The sequence below is a fragment of the Fodinicurvata sediminis DSM 21159 genome, from assembly GCF_000420625.1.
In the GTDB taxonomy this organism is placed as follows: Bacteria; Pseudomonadota; Alphaproteobacteria; order Kiloniellales; family DSM-21159; genus Fodinicurvata; species Fodinicurvata sediminis.
In genome coordinates this window covers 241,011-255,794 of sequence record NZ_ATVH01000011.1, presented here as the reverse complement: position 1 = coordinate 255,794, position 14,784 = coordinate 241,011, and the positions used below count along the sequence as shown (strand labels likewise).

Here is a 14,784-nt window from a genome sequence, read left to right as displayed (position 1 = left end):
AACTCATGAATTCAGGCATATGCGTTTCAACAGAAATAGTCTTCGGGTATATCCGTTATGGCGGCTGAGCCGCGTATGGCCGCTGCAGCGTAGGCCTCACTTGCAGGCAGTATGTTGTCTGCGAAGAAACGGGCGGTGCGGAGCTTGCTGAAGTAATAGCTGTTTTCACTGTCCTCAGCATCGTTGCCTGCACAAATGGCGGCAGACTTGCGTGCTCCTTCCGCCAGCAACCACCCTCCTGCGAGCGTACCGAGAAGGTTCAGGTAAGGTGTTGCGCCGGCTGACGCTTCAAGCGGGCGCTCATCCCAAGTCTCTATGAGCCATTCCGTAGCCTGTTCAAAGGCTTCGCAGGCTTCTTCCAAGCTTCGCCGGATGACATTGAGATCTTCGCCGCGCTCGCGTTCCATGATCTTTGTCGTTGCCCTGACTTTCTGCAGAAATGCCCAGGCTGGTTGGCCCTTGTGATGCATGATCTTGCGCTTGATCAGGTCATGGGCCTGGATTCCGTTCGTTCCCTCGTAGATTGGAGCGATCCGAGCGTCCCTGAAGTGCTGTGCAGCCCCTGTTTCTTCGACGTATCCCATTCCACCGTGTACCTGAATTCCAAGCGATGCCACATGGCAACCCGCATCACTGGCCCAGGCTTTGGCAACAGGCGTCAGCAGCTCCAGGGTATTAATGCGGCTCTCGTCGCGTGCCGCCCGGTCCGGCAGATTTCGTGAAAGATCAATGGCCGTAGCCGTGTAATAGACAAGGGCGCGCGCTGCCTCGGTGGTTGCCTTCATGGTCATCAGCATGCGGCGCACATCCGGATGATGGATGATGGCAACCGGTGAGCCCGCACTCTGGTCTGTGCGCCTGCCTTGGATTCGTTCGAAGGCGAATCGGCGTGCCTGTTGATAGGCACGTTCGGCAATGCCAACGCCCTGTGCGCCAATGCCCAGGCGGGCGGTGTTCATCATCGTGAACATGTATTCCATGCCACGGTTTTCTTCCCCGACAAGATGGGCGATCGCCCCCTCCCGATCTCCATAGGTCATGGCGCAGGTGGGTGATCCGTGGATGCCCAGCTTGTGCTCGAGTGCAGTACACTGCACATCGTTTCTCTCCCCAGGAGTTCCATCCTCACGAGGAAGCCACTTTGGAACGATGAACAGGCTGAGACCCTTGCTGCCAGCCGGTGCCTCATCGGTACGGGCCAGTACCATATGCAGAATGTTCTCTGACAGGTCGTGGTCGCCATAAGTTACGAAAATCTTTTGTCCAAAAAGACGATAGCCATGCTCGTCACGTACAGCACGTGTTCTGATGGCGCCCACGTCGGAACCGGCTTGCGGTTCCGTTATGGTCATGGCAGCAGTCCAGTCTCCCGAAATCAGCGGCGGCAGAAAAACACGTTTCTGGTCATCCGAACCATGCGATTGAATCAATTCGATCGCGCTCTGGGTCAGAAGCGGGCAGAGCCCAAGGCTCATGTTCGCCGAACTGAATAGTTCCTGGATGGCGATCGCCAGGAGCCAGGGTAAACCTTGTCCTCCATGCTTCGGGTCAAAAGGCAGGCTGTTCCAGTTACCTTCGACGTAACGCCGGTAAGCCGCACAATAGCCCTCAGGGGTGGAAACCTGGCCATTGTGTAGGCTGGTGCCCTGAATATCTCCGGATTGGTTCACCGGGGCCATGACATCGCGCGCGAGCCGGCCAGCCTCATCCAGTATGCTAGCGATGAGATCCTGTGAGACATCCCTGAATACTGGCAGGTCGAGCAGGCGATCCACGCCGGCGATGGCATCCAGTGTGAAACGCATGTCTTGCAGTGGAGGGTCGAATTCAGTCATGGGCCATCCCTAGTTTCCCGCACCAAGCGGAAGAGGGTAGATTGCCTGCCTGAATCTGTCGAATCACGCAATCGATGACCTAGCGGTCAAAAGCTGATCAGGAAGCCGCCATCAGCTTTTGATCTTCGGTGTCGAGAGGAAAATAGACGCGCATTGTGGTGCCTTGGCCAACAGCGCTTTCGATTTCGAGGCGCCCTCCATGCAGCTCTGTCAGGGAGCGCACGAGTGAAAGTCCAAGTCCTGTTCCGCCTGTTCCTCTTCTATAGGTGTTGTCGGCTTGCTCGAATGGGCGAAAAACCCGATCCATGTCTTCTTCCGCAATTCCGATGCCTGTATCGCGGATGGCAATGACGATTTCGTCATCGGCTGTGCTGCTGACGCGTACAGCGATATCCCCATTTTCAGGAGTAAATTTTATCGCGTTCGATAGAAGATTGAAAACTATCTGTTTTATAGCTCGCTCGTCGGCGTATATCTGCTCGCCACCAGGGACAATTTTCATGCTCATGGAGAGGTTCTTTTCATCCGCACGGACGCGATTGAGGCGCAAGCAGGATTCCAGAACCTCGTCTACATGCAGGAACACAGGACTGATTTCCAGTCGGCCAGCTTCAATCTTGGCCAGATCCAGGATGTCGTTGATCAGTTCCAGAAGATGGCGGCCACTTTCCTGGATATCGCGGGCGTATTCCGTGTATTCAGGGATGCTGTTCTTGCCAAAGGATTCGTTCGCGAGAATCTCGGAAAAGCCGAGAATGGCATTCAGTGGCGTGCGCAGTTCATGGCTCATGGCCGCCAGGAAGTGGGATTTTGCCCTGTTTGCTTCTTCGGCAGCCTGACTCTGGCGTTCCGCATCTTGCCGCGCCACTTCCAGGTCCTCGGCAAGTCGTCTCAGTTCCTCTGTCTGCGACTCCAGGGTGTCTCGACTGTATAAAAGTTCCTGCTCGAAATGCTTGTGGTCCGTGATATCGAGAACAGTCAGCTGTTGAGCCGGCTCACCCATCCATTCGACGGCACGCCCCATGACTTCAACCCAGATGTTTGACCCCTGAGCCGTGAGGTTGCGTGTTTGCGTCGTGAACTCATGACTTCTGTTTTCCAGGCTGTATAGCCATCTCTGCCAGGCAATCTCTCTGTCCTTTTCTGGCATCAGACAGAGAATATCCGACATTTCAAGGACTTCTTCGGTTGAGTTGAAGCCGTAGATTCGCGCAAAAGCATCATTCACAAACAGGGGCTTGTAGCCGCGGTGGATGCAGATTCCCTGAAGCGACCCTTCGATCAGATCCCTGAACCGCCTCTCACTGGCCTCCAGTGCTGATTCGGCAGCCTTGCGCTTGGAGATGTCACTGATCGTCCCGACAACTCGAACGGCTTCACCATCCTGGTCATGATAGGCCCGCCCTTTGGCTGCGATCCAGATATAATCACCGTTACGGGTCCGAAGTCGATGATCATGCTCGAAGCTGTCTCTTTCACCATTCAGATGAGCCGACATCAGGTTCAGGGCGTTGGACTTGTCTTCTTCGTGAATGCGATCGAGCCAAGTTTCGATACGAGCTGGAAGCTTTTCGCAATCATAGCCCAGGAGCCGGCACCAGACAGGGGAATAATAAACCTGTCCCGATTTGACGTCCCAGTCCCATAGCCCGTCATTTGCACTATTGAGTGCAAGGTGAAAGCGTTCCTGGTCCTTGCCCAGATCCTGCTCAACCTGCTTTTGCCCGGTAATGTCGCTGGATGTTCCGATGATCCTTATCACACGTCCCGAATCATCGGTTACAGGAGTCAGGCTTGTTCGCCACCAACGCCAGCCACTGGGCAGCTGGTAGTGCTGAACATATTGGATTCTCACTCCTTTGGAGACGCATTCCGCATAGCGCTCTTGGACAGCATTGGCCGTTTCCAGCGACACAGCTTCATGTGGTCTGCGCCCCGCCAGGACCTCGTTCTTCAATCCCGTCATTTCTTCATGACAGCTGTTCGACGCAAGATACCGAAAGGCAGGTCCCTCCTCGACGTCAACGACGAAGACAGGTACCCCCATTCCCTCGATCAGTTCCTTGAGCGTGGCATCTGACTGGGAAGCCAGCATTATCGGCTCCGTTAAACTCTTCCCACTATCACAAGCTTAGGAAAAAATGGTTAACGGAGCCTTTCCAGGACTCCTTCAAATAACTTTTCCGGGATTCAGCAAATTGGTCGGATCCAAGGCGCTTTTCATTTTGCGCATCAGGTCGATTTCAACCTCGGACTTGAAGCGCATGTTTTCAGTGCGCTTCAACTGGCCGATCCCATGTTCTGCTGAGATCGAGCCGCCCATGCTGACGACAAGGTCATGAATGCCTGCATTCACCTCTTCCCAACGGGCCAGGAAAGCGGCTGAATCCATGCCTGCGGGCTGCGTGATATTGAAGTGGATGTTGCCATCACCCACGTGGCCGAACGGTACGGGGCGCGCGCCTTCTATCATTGCCATTACGGCTTCTGCTCCCTGCTCGATAAATGCCGGAACTTCAGAAACGGGGACAGAGACATCGTGCTTGATCGAGGCGCCTTCGAATTTTTGTGCTTCCACGATTCCTTCCCGCAATCGCCATAGCTTATTCCGTTGCGTTTCACTGCCAGCGATGACGGCGTCGCTAAGCAAGCCTTCTTCGAGACATTCACCAAAGGACTCCTCAAGAGTTTCATGAAGGCTGCGATCCGCGCGCCCGCCGAACAACTCAACAAGGACGTACCAGGGGGAGGGGGCATCCAATGGAAGTTGGCATCCTTCAAGATGGCGTTCAGCGAATTCAAGCCCGCGCTGGCAAATCAGTTCAAAGGAGGTCACGCTTTCGCCCGAAGCCGCGCGAAGGCGCGCAAGGAGCCTGACTGCAGCTGTTGGACTGGGTACAGCAACCAGGGCCGTCACGATTTCTCTTGGACGCGCATAGAGCTTCAATACAGCTGCCGTGATAATACCTAGCGTGCCTTCCGAACCCAGAAACAATTGCTTCAGGTCATAACCGGTGTTGTCCTTGCGCAGTCTGCGCAAGCCATTCCAGACGCGTCCATCGGCAAGCACGACTTCCAGCCCAAGCACCAATTCACGCGCATTGCCATAACGCAGGACCTGTACACCGCCTGCGTTGCTGGAGAGATTGCCGCCAATCTGGCAACTGCCTTCCGCGCCCAAAGATAGCGGGAAAAGCCGGTCGCAATCAGCCGCAGTCTGCTGAATGTCCTGCAGAATGCAGCCTGCTTCGGCAGTCAGGGTGAAGTTGTCAGCGTCAATGCTGCGAATATGATTCATGCGCTTGAGGGACAGGATAAGGCTGTTTCCTGACTCGTCTGGCACGGAACCACCGACAAGACTGGTATTCCCGCCCTGCGGTACGATACTGACCTTTTCCTGTTGGCACAGGCGTACGATTTCAGCCACCTGCTCGGTTGAGCTGGGAAACACGACAGCGCAGGCATTGCCTTTGTATCTGCCGCGCTGATCCTGGAGATGGGGTGCCATATCCTGCTCTGCAGTGAAAAGGCTGCCTTTTCCGATCATTTCCTCGAGGCGGAGCAGGAACTTAGTCTTGTGCTTGTTCATCTGGTTCAACTCTTCACGGCCGCCTTATAGCGGCCAGACAAGCAGCAGCATGGGTATGGCAATACTGACGATCACAATATCCAGTGGAAGGCCCATCCGCCAATAATCGCTGAACCGATAGCCCCCTGGCCCGAGGATCAATGTATTGTTCTGGTGACCGATAGGGGTCAGAAATGCACTGGACGCTCCAACGGCGACGGCCATCAGGAAGGTGTCGGTATTAACCGAAAGCTGAGAAGCGAGTGAAATCGCAATTGGACTCATGACTGCTGCAGTCGCGGCATTGTTCATGAAATCCGTCAACAGCATGGTCACCACAAGCAGCAAACCCAGCGTCAGAACTGGATCGCCGCCGGCCAGGTCGTTGACCAGCGTTTCCGCTATGAGCTGTGCCGCCCCACTGCTCCCAACCGCATTGGCCACCGGGATGAGCGCGGCCAGAAGTACAATCACGGAACCCTCAAGGGCCTCATAGGTCTCCCTGACCGGGAGTAGGCGCAGGATAACGGCCAAAACGGCTGCTGTCACAAAAGCCACCGCTGCAGAAACCAGTCCGGAAGCAGCAAAAGCAGCAGCGCCCGCCATCAGGACTCCCGCCTTCATGGCTTCCTTGAATTGGGGCAACTTGATTTCCCGCTTGCCCAACGGTACACACCCAAAAGAATTGGTGAAGCTGGCAATTCTATCTTCTTCGCCCTGCAGCAAGAGTACATCGCCAGCAGCAAAGACCGTCGAGCGAAGCCGCTCACCGCTCGTGCTGCCTTGCCGCGAAATGGCAAGGAGATTTATCCCAAAGCGATTGCGCAGTCTTAAGCCCTTTGCCGTGCTGCCGATCAGACGGCTGTTCGGCAGGATGACGACTTCGATAAGTTTGACTTCCTCAGACTGCAGATTCTGAGCTTCGATGCCTTGCCCGTCCTCCTGGTCTTCACCTTCTCCTTCCTGACTTGAGTCAGGTTCGTCTTCGGATTTTTCCCCTACCAGTTCCAGTCCAAGCGTCGGGATTGATTTGGCAAGTCCTTCGGGATCCGCTTCCAGTATCAGTACATCGCCTTCCTGAATTCTTTGATAGCGGTGAGGGGCCAGGATACGCTGGTTATTGCGAACCACCGCAATCACGACCGCTTCCAGTTCATCCAGCTCACGTTCAATCTCGATCAGGCGCTTGCCCTTGGCCTTGGCGTCTTCCGTCACGCGCGCTTCCGTCACGTAGGATGCAATATTCTCAAAGAGATTCTGGCCGGCGTGAGCCCCTTGCCTGGATTTGGGAAGAAGGCGCCAGCCAACCAGGCTGACAAAGCACACACCGGCCAGCATCAGCGTGACGCCGACAGGCGTGAAATCAAACATCGAGAAGGAAGAACCTTCCGCGCGCGCGCGGTAGCTGGCGACGATGATGTTCGGAGGCGTGCCAATCAGGGTTGTCATTCCCCCCAATATAGACGCAAAGGAGACCGGCATCAGGAAACGACTCGGTGGGATGTCACTCTTGGCAGCGGCCTGCAGTGTCACGGGGATGAGCAGCGCCAATGCTCCTACATTGTTCATGAATGCCGAGAGGATCGCAGCGAGAATGCAGCAGGCACCAATCATGATGGTCGGGGAACCACGTGACGGAATGACGTGGCGCGCCAGGATATCCACTGCACCTGAAAGCGAAAGCATGCGACTGAGAATCAGGATTGCGGCAACCGTGATCACGGCAGGGTGGCTGAATCCGGAAAAGGCCTCATCCATAGGAATGAGGCCAGCCAGGACTGCAGAAAGCAAAGCCAGCAGAGCAACCACGTCATAGCGCCAGCGGCCCCAGATAAAAAGCACCATGGCGCAGCCAAGTATTCCCAGCACCAACCCCTGCTCGAGGGTCATAGTGTCTCCTGTGGTTGTCGTTATCCTGTTGGGATGAAGAGAGGCCTGCCTGAGCCGGCTTTCTGTCGAGGGTGGATCAACCGATACTTAGAATATCTTCACTCCTGTAACCTGAAAATAACCTTGGTCCATTCCCGGATGCAATTCACCTTTCCCTCAAGTGGCAAAATGCATCCCCTGAATGCCCTCTATATGTCACAGCACATTAGTCGTATAATGTATTGCGGCATGTTTTTCCCGAGGGTAGGGCAGTGACACAAACTCAAGGCTGATTGCCTGGTCTCTGGAAAAACCTCGTAATAATGCCTACTTGCGATAAACTGTAAGCGAAACACAACTCCAGGACGGCTTTCAGACCTTCATCATGGCTTTGCGAACAAGCACGATACTCCTAGCTGCGGCGCTGCTTGGCGGCTGTGAAGCTTTGCCGTGGCAGGATTCTGAAACCAGCGACACAGCTCCCAGCACCAGCCCATCCGCAACGGATCCGGGAGAAGAGGTTTCTGCGCCTGCACGGAGTTCCCCGGAATCACCTGGCCCCAGAAAACCGGTATCTCCATTGAACCCCGATGAGTTGGTTGGACTGAGCGAAGAAGAGATGCTGGGACAGTTGGGGCCGCCGCTTGATGTCAGAAGAGAAGCGCCAGCTACTGTCTGGAATTATCAGCGAGCAAACTGTGAATTGAAGCTGTATTTCTATCCTTCTTTGCGCGATCGAAGGTTGCAGGCTCTTACCTATGAAGTTGTCCCCTCAGGAGACACAACCATGGAGATCTGCCTGCAAGAGCTTGGGAGTTATCGAAATGGGTAGCATAGAGACCGTGCAAGACACTCGAAACATAGAGATTGCCGTTGTGGATGACGATCCGTTGTTTCGAGAAACCTTGTCAGAGAACCTGAAGGAAGCGGGTTATTCCGTAGAGATGTTCGAGGCCGGCAGACCCTTTTTCGAATGGCTGGATAACAGTGGCTCACCGGATCTCATTCTCCTCGACTGGCGCATGCCGGAAATGAATGGAATCGAGGTCTTGAAACGCATGCGTGAGGAAGGGCACGAGATGCCCGTCATCTTCCTGACGGCACTCAGCGAACAGATTTACGAGGAAGCTGCCTTGTTGAGTGGTGCAGTCGATTTCGTAGAGAAGTCACGCAGTTTTGCCATTCTGCACAAGCGTATAGATCTTATTCTCTCTGGCAGCAAAACGCGCCAGGGAAGCGAAGATGACGCGGGTGACGCTCAGAATCAGGATGTTATACGCCAAGGGGAACTGGAACTTCGCCTGGACAGCAGTCGAGCTTTTTGGCGTGGTGAACGCGTCAATCTGAGTCTTACAGAATTCAAGATTGTTCACTTGCTGCTGCAACGCGCAGGACAGGATGTTACTTACCGGGAAATCTATGATCTGGTTCACGGTCAAGGGTTCCTTGCGGGCGCCGGGCCAGAAGGCTATCGCGCAAACGTACGAACTTTCATGAAGCGCATCCGCCAGAAATTCCGGGAGCTGCACTCAGAATTCGATGAAATTGAGAACTACCCGGGATTTGGCTACCGCTGGCGCACGACCGAGCAGTAAGAGGTCGTCTTGCGCCCACTCACCCGGATACCGCGCTCGCTGGCCGCAAAGTTCCTCTTACTATTGGTCATCTTCATTTCCGTTCCGGTCATAATATACGGCCAATTGAAGCTTGCGGATCAAGAGCGTGCGACCCTGTTGCTGCGGAGTGTTCAGGAACAAGGTTGGCTGGTAGGACGCAGTCTACGCCCCTTTCTCGAACGCTTTGAAGGCCAGGATGCAATGGTCCTTCACGAAACGCTTTCCGATCTGGGTGTGCGCGGTATGCGTGTACGCTTGCTGTTCCGTCCAGAGGGCGAGGAGGGGTATGACAGCTTCTACTACGTAGCGACTTCTCAATCTCAGCCGGCCGAGCAACTCGAAGAGGAACTGGAACAACTGGTCACGCCGGATATTCTTGGAAAACTGGAAGATACCTGCCGGGGGCAGCAACCTCTCTCCGTACGCTACCGAACGCCTGAAGGGGGAGAGGAGTTCCTGACCTCCATCACCCCGGTCAATGCTCCGAAGGGCTGCTGGGCGATCATAACTTCGCATGCGACGTCCGAGCTGCTGCGCTCTTCCCTGGGGCGGCCCTATTGGCAGATGCCTGAGGTGCGTGTTGCCGCCGCCATATACCTGCTGATGGCAATCGTGGTCATGGCAATCTTCCTTGGCCTGTGGGGCAGCTTGCGCAAGTTTGCCCTGTTGGCAAACCAGATCCGCTCTCACGGGGCACCATCGCTATCCTTTTCCAGCCTCAATCGCGTGCCGGAACTTTCTGAAGTCGCGCGTGAATTTGATCGAATGGTCAACACACTGCAGAAATCGGCAAAAGACATACGTGATGCAGCAGAAGAAAATGCGCATGCCTTGAAGGCGCCGATTGCCGTAATCTCCCAGGCAACGGAACCTCTGCGGCGGGCTATTCCGCCAGAGAACACAAAGGGTAAACGTGCACTGGAGGTGGTCGAACAATCGGTAACTCGCCTGGACAGCCTGGTTGGTGCGGCTCGCCGTATGGAAGAGACGGTCGCTGAACTACTGAACCCACCACGTGAGCGGATTGACCTGTCTGCACTCATGCAAACCCTGCTTTCTCCCTATGTTGAGGGTGCCGAGGGGCAGGTAACCGTTGTGAAATCAAGCATTTCTGATGGAATGGAAGTTCTGGGTGGTGCGGAATTGCTGGAAACCGTTGCCGAGAACCTCATCGACAATGCCATCAGTTTCTCTCCGGAAAACGGTACGATTCGAGTTCACCTTTACAGCGAGAATGGCAAGGCCGTGCTGACAGTTGAAGATGAGGGCCCGGGTGTTCCGCCGGAGAATCTGGAAAGGATATTCGAAAGGAATTATTCCCATCGTCCGGGAGCAAATCCCTCTGCCTTGCCGCAAGCCTCTGTCAAATTACCGAATTTCGGCATTGGTCTATGGGTGGTCCGCAGGAATGTCGAGGCGATAGGAGGCAGTGTTTGGGCACGAAACCGTGATGAAGGCGGACTCTGTATGCGTATAGAACTGCCATTGGCGGCGTGATTTCACAATTCTTGCAGGGATGAATTGGCCTGACGCGCCATTCTTGTCACAACCTTGCCTCTGACCTGCCTCACTCTTGAGGCTTAATCTCACTCAGGTTTCAGCTTGAGTCGAGAACTCGCCCATGTCCCCTCTTCAAACGGTAGAATTCAGTAATCTGCGCGCACATCGCCCCGCAAGGGAAATATCTGGCCCTGATTCCGATGTCCTGCGTTTACAGGAGACCCTGACACGGCTCCGGAATTTCCGGGTAAGCTACCGGTTCCATGTCCTGACCTTCAGTGAAGAGATCAACGAAGCAGCGTTGACGGGGGTAGTGGATGCCTTGTCCTTGCAAGGCTGTGCCATTCGGCTAAAGGGAAGCAGTCTTGGGCTACTGGATGTTGGTGAGGAAGCTCTTCAGAAGGAGAGCTTTATGCGGGTCGTTCAGGATGAGCTTTCCCGGCATAAGCCTGACAAGCCATGGCAACCCTTTTCCTTAGACAGTATCGAGGGCAGAACCGACGAGCTGTCCAGTGCGAACGATCTACTGCTGCTGGTGGCGTCTTGCCGTGCGTACGAGCGCCCTCGGAAAGCAGATGCGCCCCATCAGCATTCCTCACTTCACCGAGTGCGCGCCTTGGGTTAATCAAGCGATTGCTATAGCTTATCGGATGACTAAATCACGAAAATCTCTGAATTATGGGGGAATATAGGATGACTTCTGCAAGGTACATTGCAGTCATTGTTGCCGTACTGACTCTGGCTGGCTGTTCAGGCATGGATAACAAAACACAGCGAACATTGAGCGGCGGTGCCATCGGCAGTGCAGGGGGGGCTGCAATTGGCGCTCTTGCAGGAGGAAGCCTCGTTACAGGAGCTCTGATTGGTGGAGCGGCTGGTGCTGCAGTGGGGTATTTGACCAGCGAGGATGATGTCCGGGTTGGCAACTGAGTAGCTATACAGGTGCGAATGACAGTGTGCACGATTATCTCAGCGCCTGTCTCCTTTTCCGATCAAACCAAAATCGAGGCGTACAGCAGTGTTTGACTGAAGTACGCCAGTCCAGTAATCGGAAGCTACCGGCCGTGCCGGATAAGCGTGAAATTCCTGAAATGGGCAAAGTGATCGGTTTTGAGCGATATTGAGCCTTCAAAGAACAAGGTGCCATCCGTCTGGCTCATGATGGGGCATCGGGCGGGGGACAACTCACAGGTATTGGCTCTGGCTGAAGCGCTTGGCTGGCCGTATGAGATTCGACGATTCGTCTACAAAAGCTATGAGCTCCTGGTCAACCTGACGCACGGTCCAACCCTGTCAGGGACCATACCGTCACGATCAAGCCAGCTTGAACCTCCGTGGCCGGATCTCGTCATTTCAGCTGGGCGGCGCAATGAGCCGATTTGCCGATGGATCCAGGAACAGGCTAAAGCGGAAAAGTACGTGCGCCTGATTCATATCGGGCGTCCCTGGGCAAATTTTGAGCGCTTTGACCTGATCATCACAACGCCTCAATATCGCTTGCCTCAGCATCCGCATATTCTGCAGAACAAGACTCCTCTGCACAGGGTTTCGCAGACGCGTCTTGATGGCGATGCAGAAGCCTGGAAAGGGAAACTCCAGGATACGCCGCCCCCTTATATTGCCGTTATCGTTGGCGGAAACAGTGGACCCTACAGCTATGACCGGGAGGCAGCACAGAGGCTTGGAAAGCAGGCCAGTAAGCTTGCGCGTCAGTATGGGGCCTCTCTGCTTGTTACGACCAGTGCACGTACGCGACCTGATACCATCCAAGTTCTGAAAGATGCGATTGACGTGCCTTGTCACTTCTATCAATGGCGTCCCGACGCAGAAGACAATCCCTACTTTGCCTTTCTTGGACTTGCCAGTCGGATCATTGTAACCGCCGACAGTGTTTCGATGATGACGGAGGCCTGTGCCACAGGAAAACCGGTTTACCTGTTCGATCTGGGGCAGGGGTGGCGGGCCATGCGCCGACAGTTGCCAGGAAAACCCAAATTTCTCGACAAATATCTAAAGAAACCAAGAGACGGATTTGATTTTCGCGCCTTTGTCTACCTTTCAGGTATGCATTTAGGGCCCAATCGTATCACGCGTGATATCCGGATTATTCACGACTACCTGATATCCAGTGGCCGCGCGGCTTGGCTAGGGGAAGGCCATCCGCTGGAGGCGCCTCCGCCGCTTGAAGACATTTCCCGTGCTGTGGAGCGTGTTCACGCGCTGTTTCCACAGCATACGACAGGAAAAGCGGAATAGTAAAAAGCCCCCGAAAACGGGGGCTTTTAGCAGGACCGGCAAACCTACTGTTTATCAGGCTGCCATCTTGGGGGTGCGCTCCATCACCTCGAAGGCGTCATGCCGGACATGGTTTCGCTCCATCTCCTGGCGGATCATTTCCTCCGTCACGATACCTTCATCCATGCACTCCTTGAGCATGGCAAAGAAGAAACGCTCCTGATTGCGGTCCGGATGTCTCAGATAGCGTCCCAACAAAGCATGTTCACCAAAAAGCTTGCGGCGCCAACGCATAAGCCAGCCGATGATGGGAAAACGCCGTGACTTGTCGGCCGGCGTAAAATCGATTGGCAGCCCAGTTTTCCAGGGCTGCGTCAGGCGGCGGGTATTGTGCAGCAGCCTGGTATCCTCTTTCAGGCGATCGAAATCGTTCCAATAAGGCTCCAGCAGGCCAATGCTGTCCCGTGATTCGGTGCGCAGGCAGATCCAGTCCATGTAATCCAATTCGCCCGTGAAGAGCTTGTTGAACTGTTCCTCGCATTTCCAATGGGTCAGCTTGGCGCAGTCGAGCAGCATGACTGAGCTTGCCATGCACCCTTCGCGGCCTTTGGCACCGGAGCGGGCTCGGCACATGATGGCATGATCGCCCATGTCCCGTGACAGCAGCTCCCAGATGTCACCCACAGCGAAGATATCAGGATCCATGATCACGGCGCGGCCTTCGTAGTTCATCAGTTCCGGTGGCATGAACCGAAGGGGCGTAAAGGACTGCAAGTCTTCATACCGCCAAGGACGTGTATAGCCGTCGCGCAGGAATTCCTGACCTTCCTTTTCCTTAAGGAAAGGATAGTCCTTGGTATGAATGATCTGGACGTCAAACTTGTCCGGATTCTTCGAGTTGCGCTTCATGGTGTGCTGAGCCACCAGTGCGCCAATCATCTGGCGATGATTTGTATGGATGAAAACGGTAGCTTTCACAGCAGCCGTAACTCCTATCGTGTAAATGATAATTGCTCTTAGCAGATGGCAGAAAAGCCCGCAAGCTGACGCATTGTCTCAGGCTTTCAGGATTCAGTTGGATTTGGCTTCCTGCGCCTGCGTGTCCACGCTGTACCCAAAAACCGGGGAGAGGTGCTTGTTGATATAGTCTTCTATTTCCCGGATCTGCTCATCCTCGAAATAGTCTCGGTACCCTCCGACCTTTGCGCGCCGAACCTTGTAGGCATTGGGATTGCTTTTGTCCCGGGTCACCATGCGGCTGCCGCTCAACCAGAATGTCCGGTTGGTTTCCATATTGCGCATGTTTTCCACGGATGCAAATCGAACGGACTCCTCAATCTGATCCTTCGAGCCTTCAGTGCCGATAAAATCGGTCACGCGTTGCAGAGCATCTCCCGGGTCATCACGCATATCCTCGTAACGCACGATCAGAATGTTCTCGAACCGATCCATCTCCCGTGCCCAGACATTCATGAAGCCGATGATCTTCGGCAGTCCCGCCTTTTCGTCCATGACAAAGTCATAAACCGATAGGTCTTCCATGCCCTGCGGGTACTGGTTGATAGATTTTTTCCGGTCGCGCATGCGATATTTCCACTGGAAATATTGGGAAACTGCGGTGTCTGCCGGATTGCGCACAAGCAGCACCACCTTGCGATCATAGTAGTCCGCCTTGTTGTCGCTGTTTCCCGTATAGTCTTTCAGATAATTGTCATGCGTGAAGAAGAGCTTCGGAATCTTCGGATCCTTGCGATGCAGATTATCAAAGCCGATCAAGTGACGTTCGGATAGGCCATGGCGCACCTGATAGAACCGAGACAGCATGACCCGCAGCCACGTCCGCCCACTCTTTCCAAAGGAAACGATCACGGCATCTGCCAGGCGCAGTTTTCTGTACTCTTCCTTGCCGCGCTGGCGGCGTTCGATTGCAATCTTCTTTTCCTGCGGAAGGAAAAAGAGAATCAGCAAGGTCAGCTCACGGCTGATCTTCTTCAGTAAGACGCGCATGGATATTTCCAGGAAAAGGGTCAAGCAATAGTATGCAAGCAGCTATAGCAAGCTGCCAACTATGGTGCAATCCAGCCCAACATGAGAATTGGGCAGATACCACTATGATACATAAATAGACATAAAATAAATGTACAAAAAAGATAATCACAAA

The 14,784-nt window shown here is 54.3% G+C and carries 10 protein-coding genes; 4 read left to right on the top strand and 6 right to left on the bottom strand.

Annotated elements, in window-relative coordinates; genetic code table 11:
- Nucleotides 1-26: 26 nt before the first annotated feature.
- The 4 genes from G502_RS0102440 to G502_RS0102425 form a co-directional block, all read right to left on the bottom strand.
- Nucleotides 27-1,835 (bottom strand): acyl-CoA dehydrogenase, encoded by a 1,809-nt coding sequence (locus tag G502_RS0102440; protein ID WP_022727071.1) that lies wholly within the window; start codon nt 1,833-1,835, stop codon nt 27-29.
- A 97-nt stretch (nt 1,836-1,932) separates the two neighbouring features.
- Nucleotides 1,933-3,930: a PAS domain-containing sensor histidine kinase gene (locus G502_RS0102435; protein ID WP_022727070.1), complete on the bottom strand. Its 1,998-nt coding sequence runs from the start codon at nt 3,928-3,930 to the stop codon at nt 1,933-1,935.
- A 75-nt stretch (nt 3,931-4,005) separates the two neighbouring features.
- Entirely contained in the window at nt 4,006-5,424 is a 1,419-nt protein-coding gene (locus G502_RS0102430) for an FAD-binding oxidoreductase (RefSeq protein ID WP_022727069.1), read from the bottom strand.
- 24 nt (nt 5,425-5,448) lie between these two features.
- Entirely contained in the window at nt 5,449-7,293 is a 1,845-nt protein-coding gene (locus G502_RS0102425) for an SLC13 family permease (protein WP_022727068.1), read from the bottom strand.
- 854 nt (nt 7,294-8,147) lie between these two features.
- On the opposite strand from G502_RS0102425, the gene G502_RS0102420 reads away from it, so the two are divergent.
- The 4 genes from G502_RS0102420 to G502_RS0102405 all read left to right on the top strand — a co-directional run bounded on the left by G502_RS0102420 (nt 8,148) and on the right by G502_RS0102405 (nt 12,644).
- Nucleotides 8,148-8,867 carry a response regulator transcription factor gene (locus tag G502_RS0102420; RefSeq protein ID WP_245560698.1) on the top strand — a complete coding sequence of 240 codons (720 nt, stop codon included), beginning with the start codon at nt 8,148-8,150 and terminating at the stop codon, nt 8,865-8,867.
- 9 nt (nt 8,868-8,876) lie between these two features.
- The gene (locus G502_RS0102415; protein WP_022727066.1) at nt 8,877-10,385 is read left to right on the top strand and encodes a sensor histidine kinase; all 1,509 of its coding nucleotides are present in this window, start codon (nt 8,877-8,879) and stop codon (nt 10,383-10,385) included.
- 681 nt (nt 10,386-11,066) lie between these two features.
- The gene (locus G502_RS21850) at nt 11,067-11,318 is read left to right on the top strand and encodes a YMGG-like glycine zipper-containing protein (RefSeq protein ID WP_322098840.1); all 252 of its coding nucleotides are present in this window, start codon (nt 11,067-11,069) and stop codon (nt 11,316-11,318) included.
- Nucleotides 11,319-11,498: 180 nt separating this feature from the next.
- Nucleotides 11,499-12,644: a mitochondrial fission ELM1 family protein gene (locus G502_RS0102405; RefSeq protein ID WP_022727064.1), complete on the top strand. Its 1,146-nt coding sequence runs from the start codon at nt 11,499-11,501 to the stop codon at nt 12,642-12,644.
- Nucleotides 12,645-12,698: 54 nt separating this feature from the next.
- Here G502_RS0102405 and G502_RS18305 read toward each other — a convergent pair whose 3' ends face one another.
- Both G502_RS18305 and G502_RS18300 read right to left on the bottom strand, forming a co-directional pair.
- On the bottom strand, nt 12,699-13,601 hold the full coding sequence (locus G502_RS18305) for a glycosyltransferase family protein (RefSeq protein ID WP_022727063.1): 903 nt from the start codon (nt 13,599-13,601) through the stop codon (nt 12,699-12,701).
- A 93-nt stretch (nt 13,602-13,694) separates the two neighbouring features.
- Entirely contained in the window at nt 13,695-14,630 is a 936-nt protein-coding gene (locus tag G502_RS18300) for a sulfotransferase domain-containing protein (RefSeq protein WP_051152016.1), read from the bottom strand.
- Nucleotides 14,631-14,784 lie beyond the last annotated feature (154 nt).

Coding starts and splice junctions, on each gene's coding strand:
- G502_RS18300 (WP_051152016.1), bottom strand. CDS start 14,630: ATGCGCGTCTTACTGAAGAAGATCAGCCGTGAGCTGACCTTGCTGATT.
- G502_RS0102425 (WP_022727068.1), bottom strand. CDS start 7,293: ATGACCCTCGAGCAGGGGTTGGTGCTGGGAATACTTGGCTGCGCCATG.
- G502_RS0102430 (WP_022727069.1), bottom strand. CDS start 5,424: ATGAACAAGCACAAGACTAAGTTCCTGCTCCGCCTCGAGGAAATGATC.
- G502_RS0102435 (WP_022727070.1), bottom strand. CDS start 3,930: ATGCTGGCTTCCCAGTCAGATGCCACGCTCAAGGAACTGATCGAGGGA.
- G502_RS0102440 (WP_022727071.1), bottom strand. CDS start 1,835: ATGACTGAATTCGACCCTCCACTGCAAGACATGCGTTTCACACTGGAT.
- G502_RS21850 (WP_322098840.1), top strand. CDS start 11,067: ATGGGGGAATATAGGATGACTTCTGCAAGGTACATTGCAGTCATTGTT.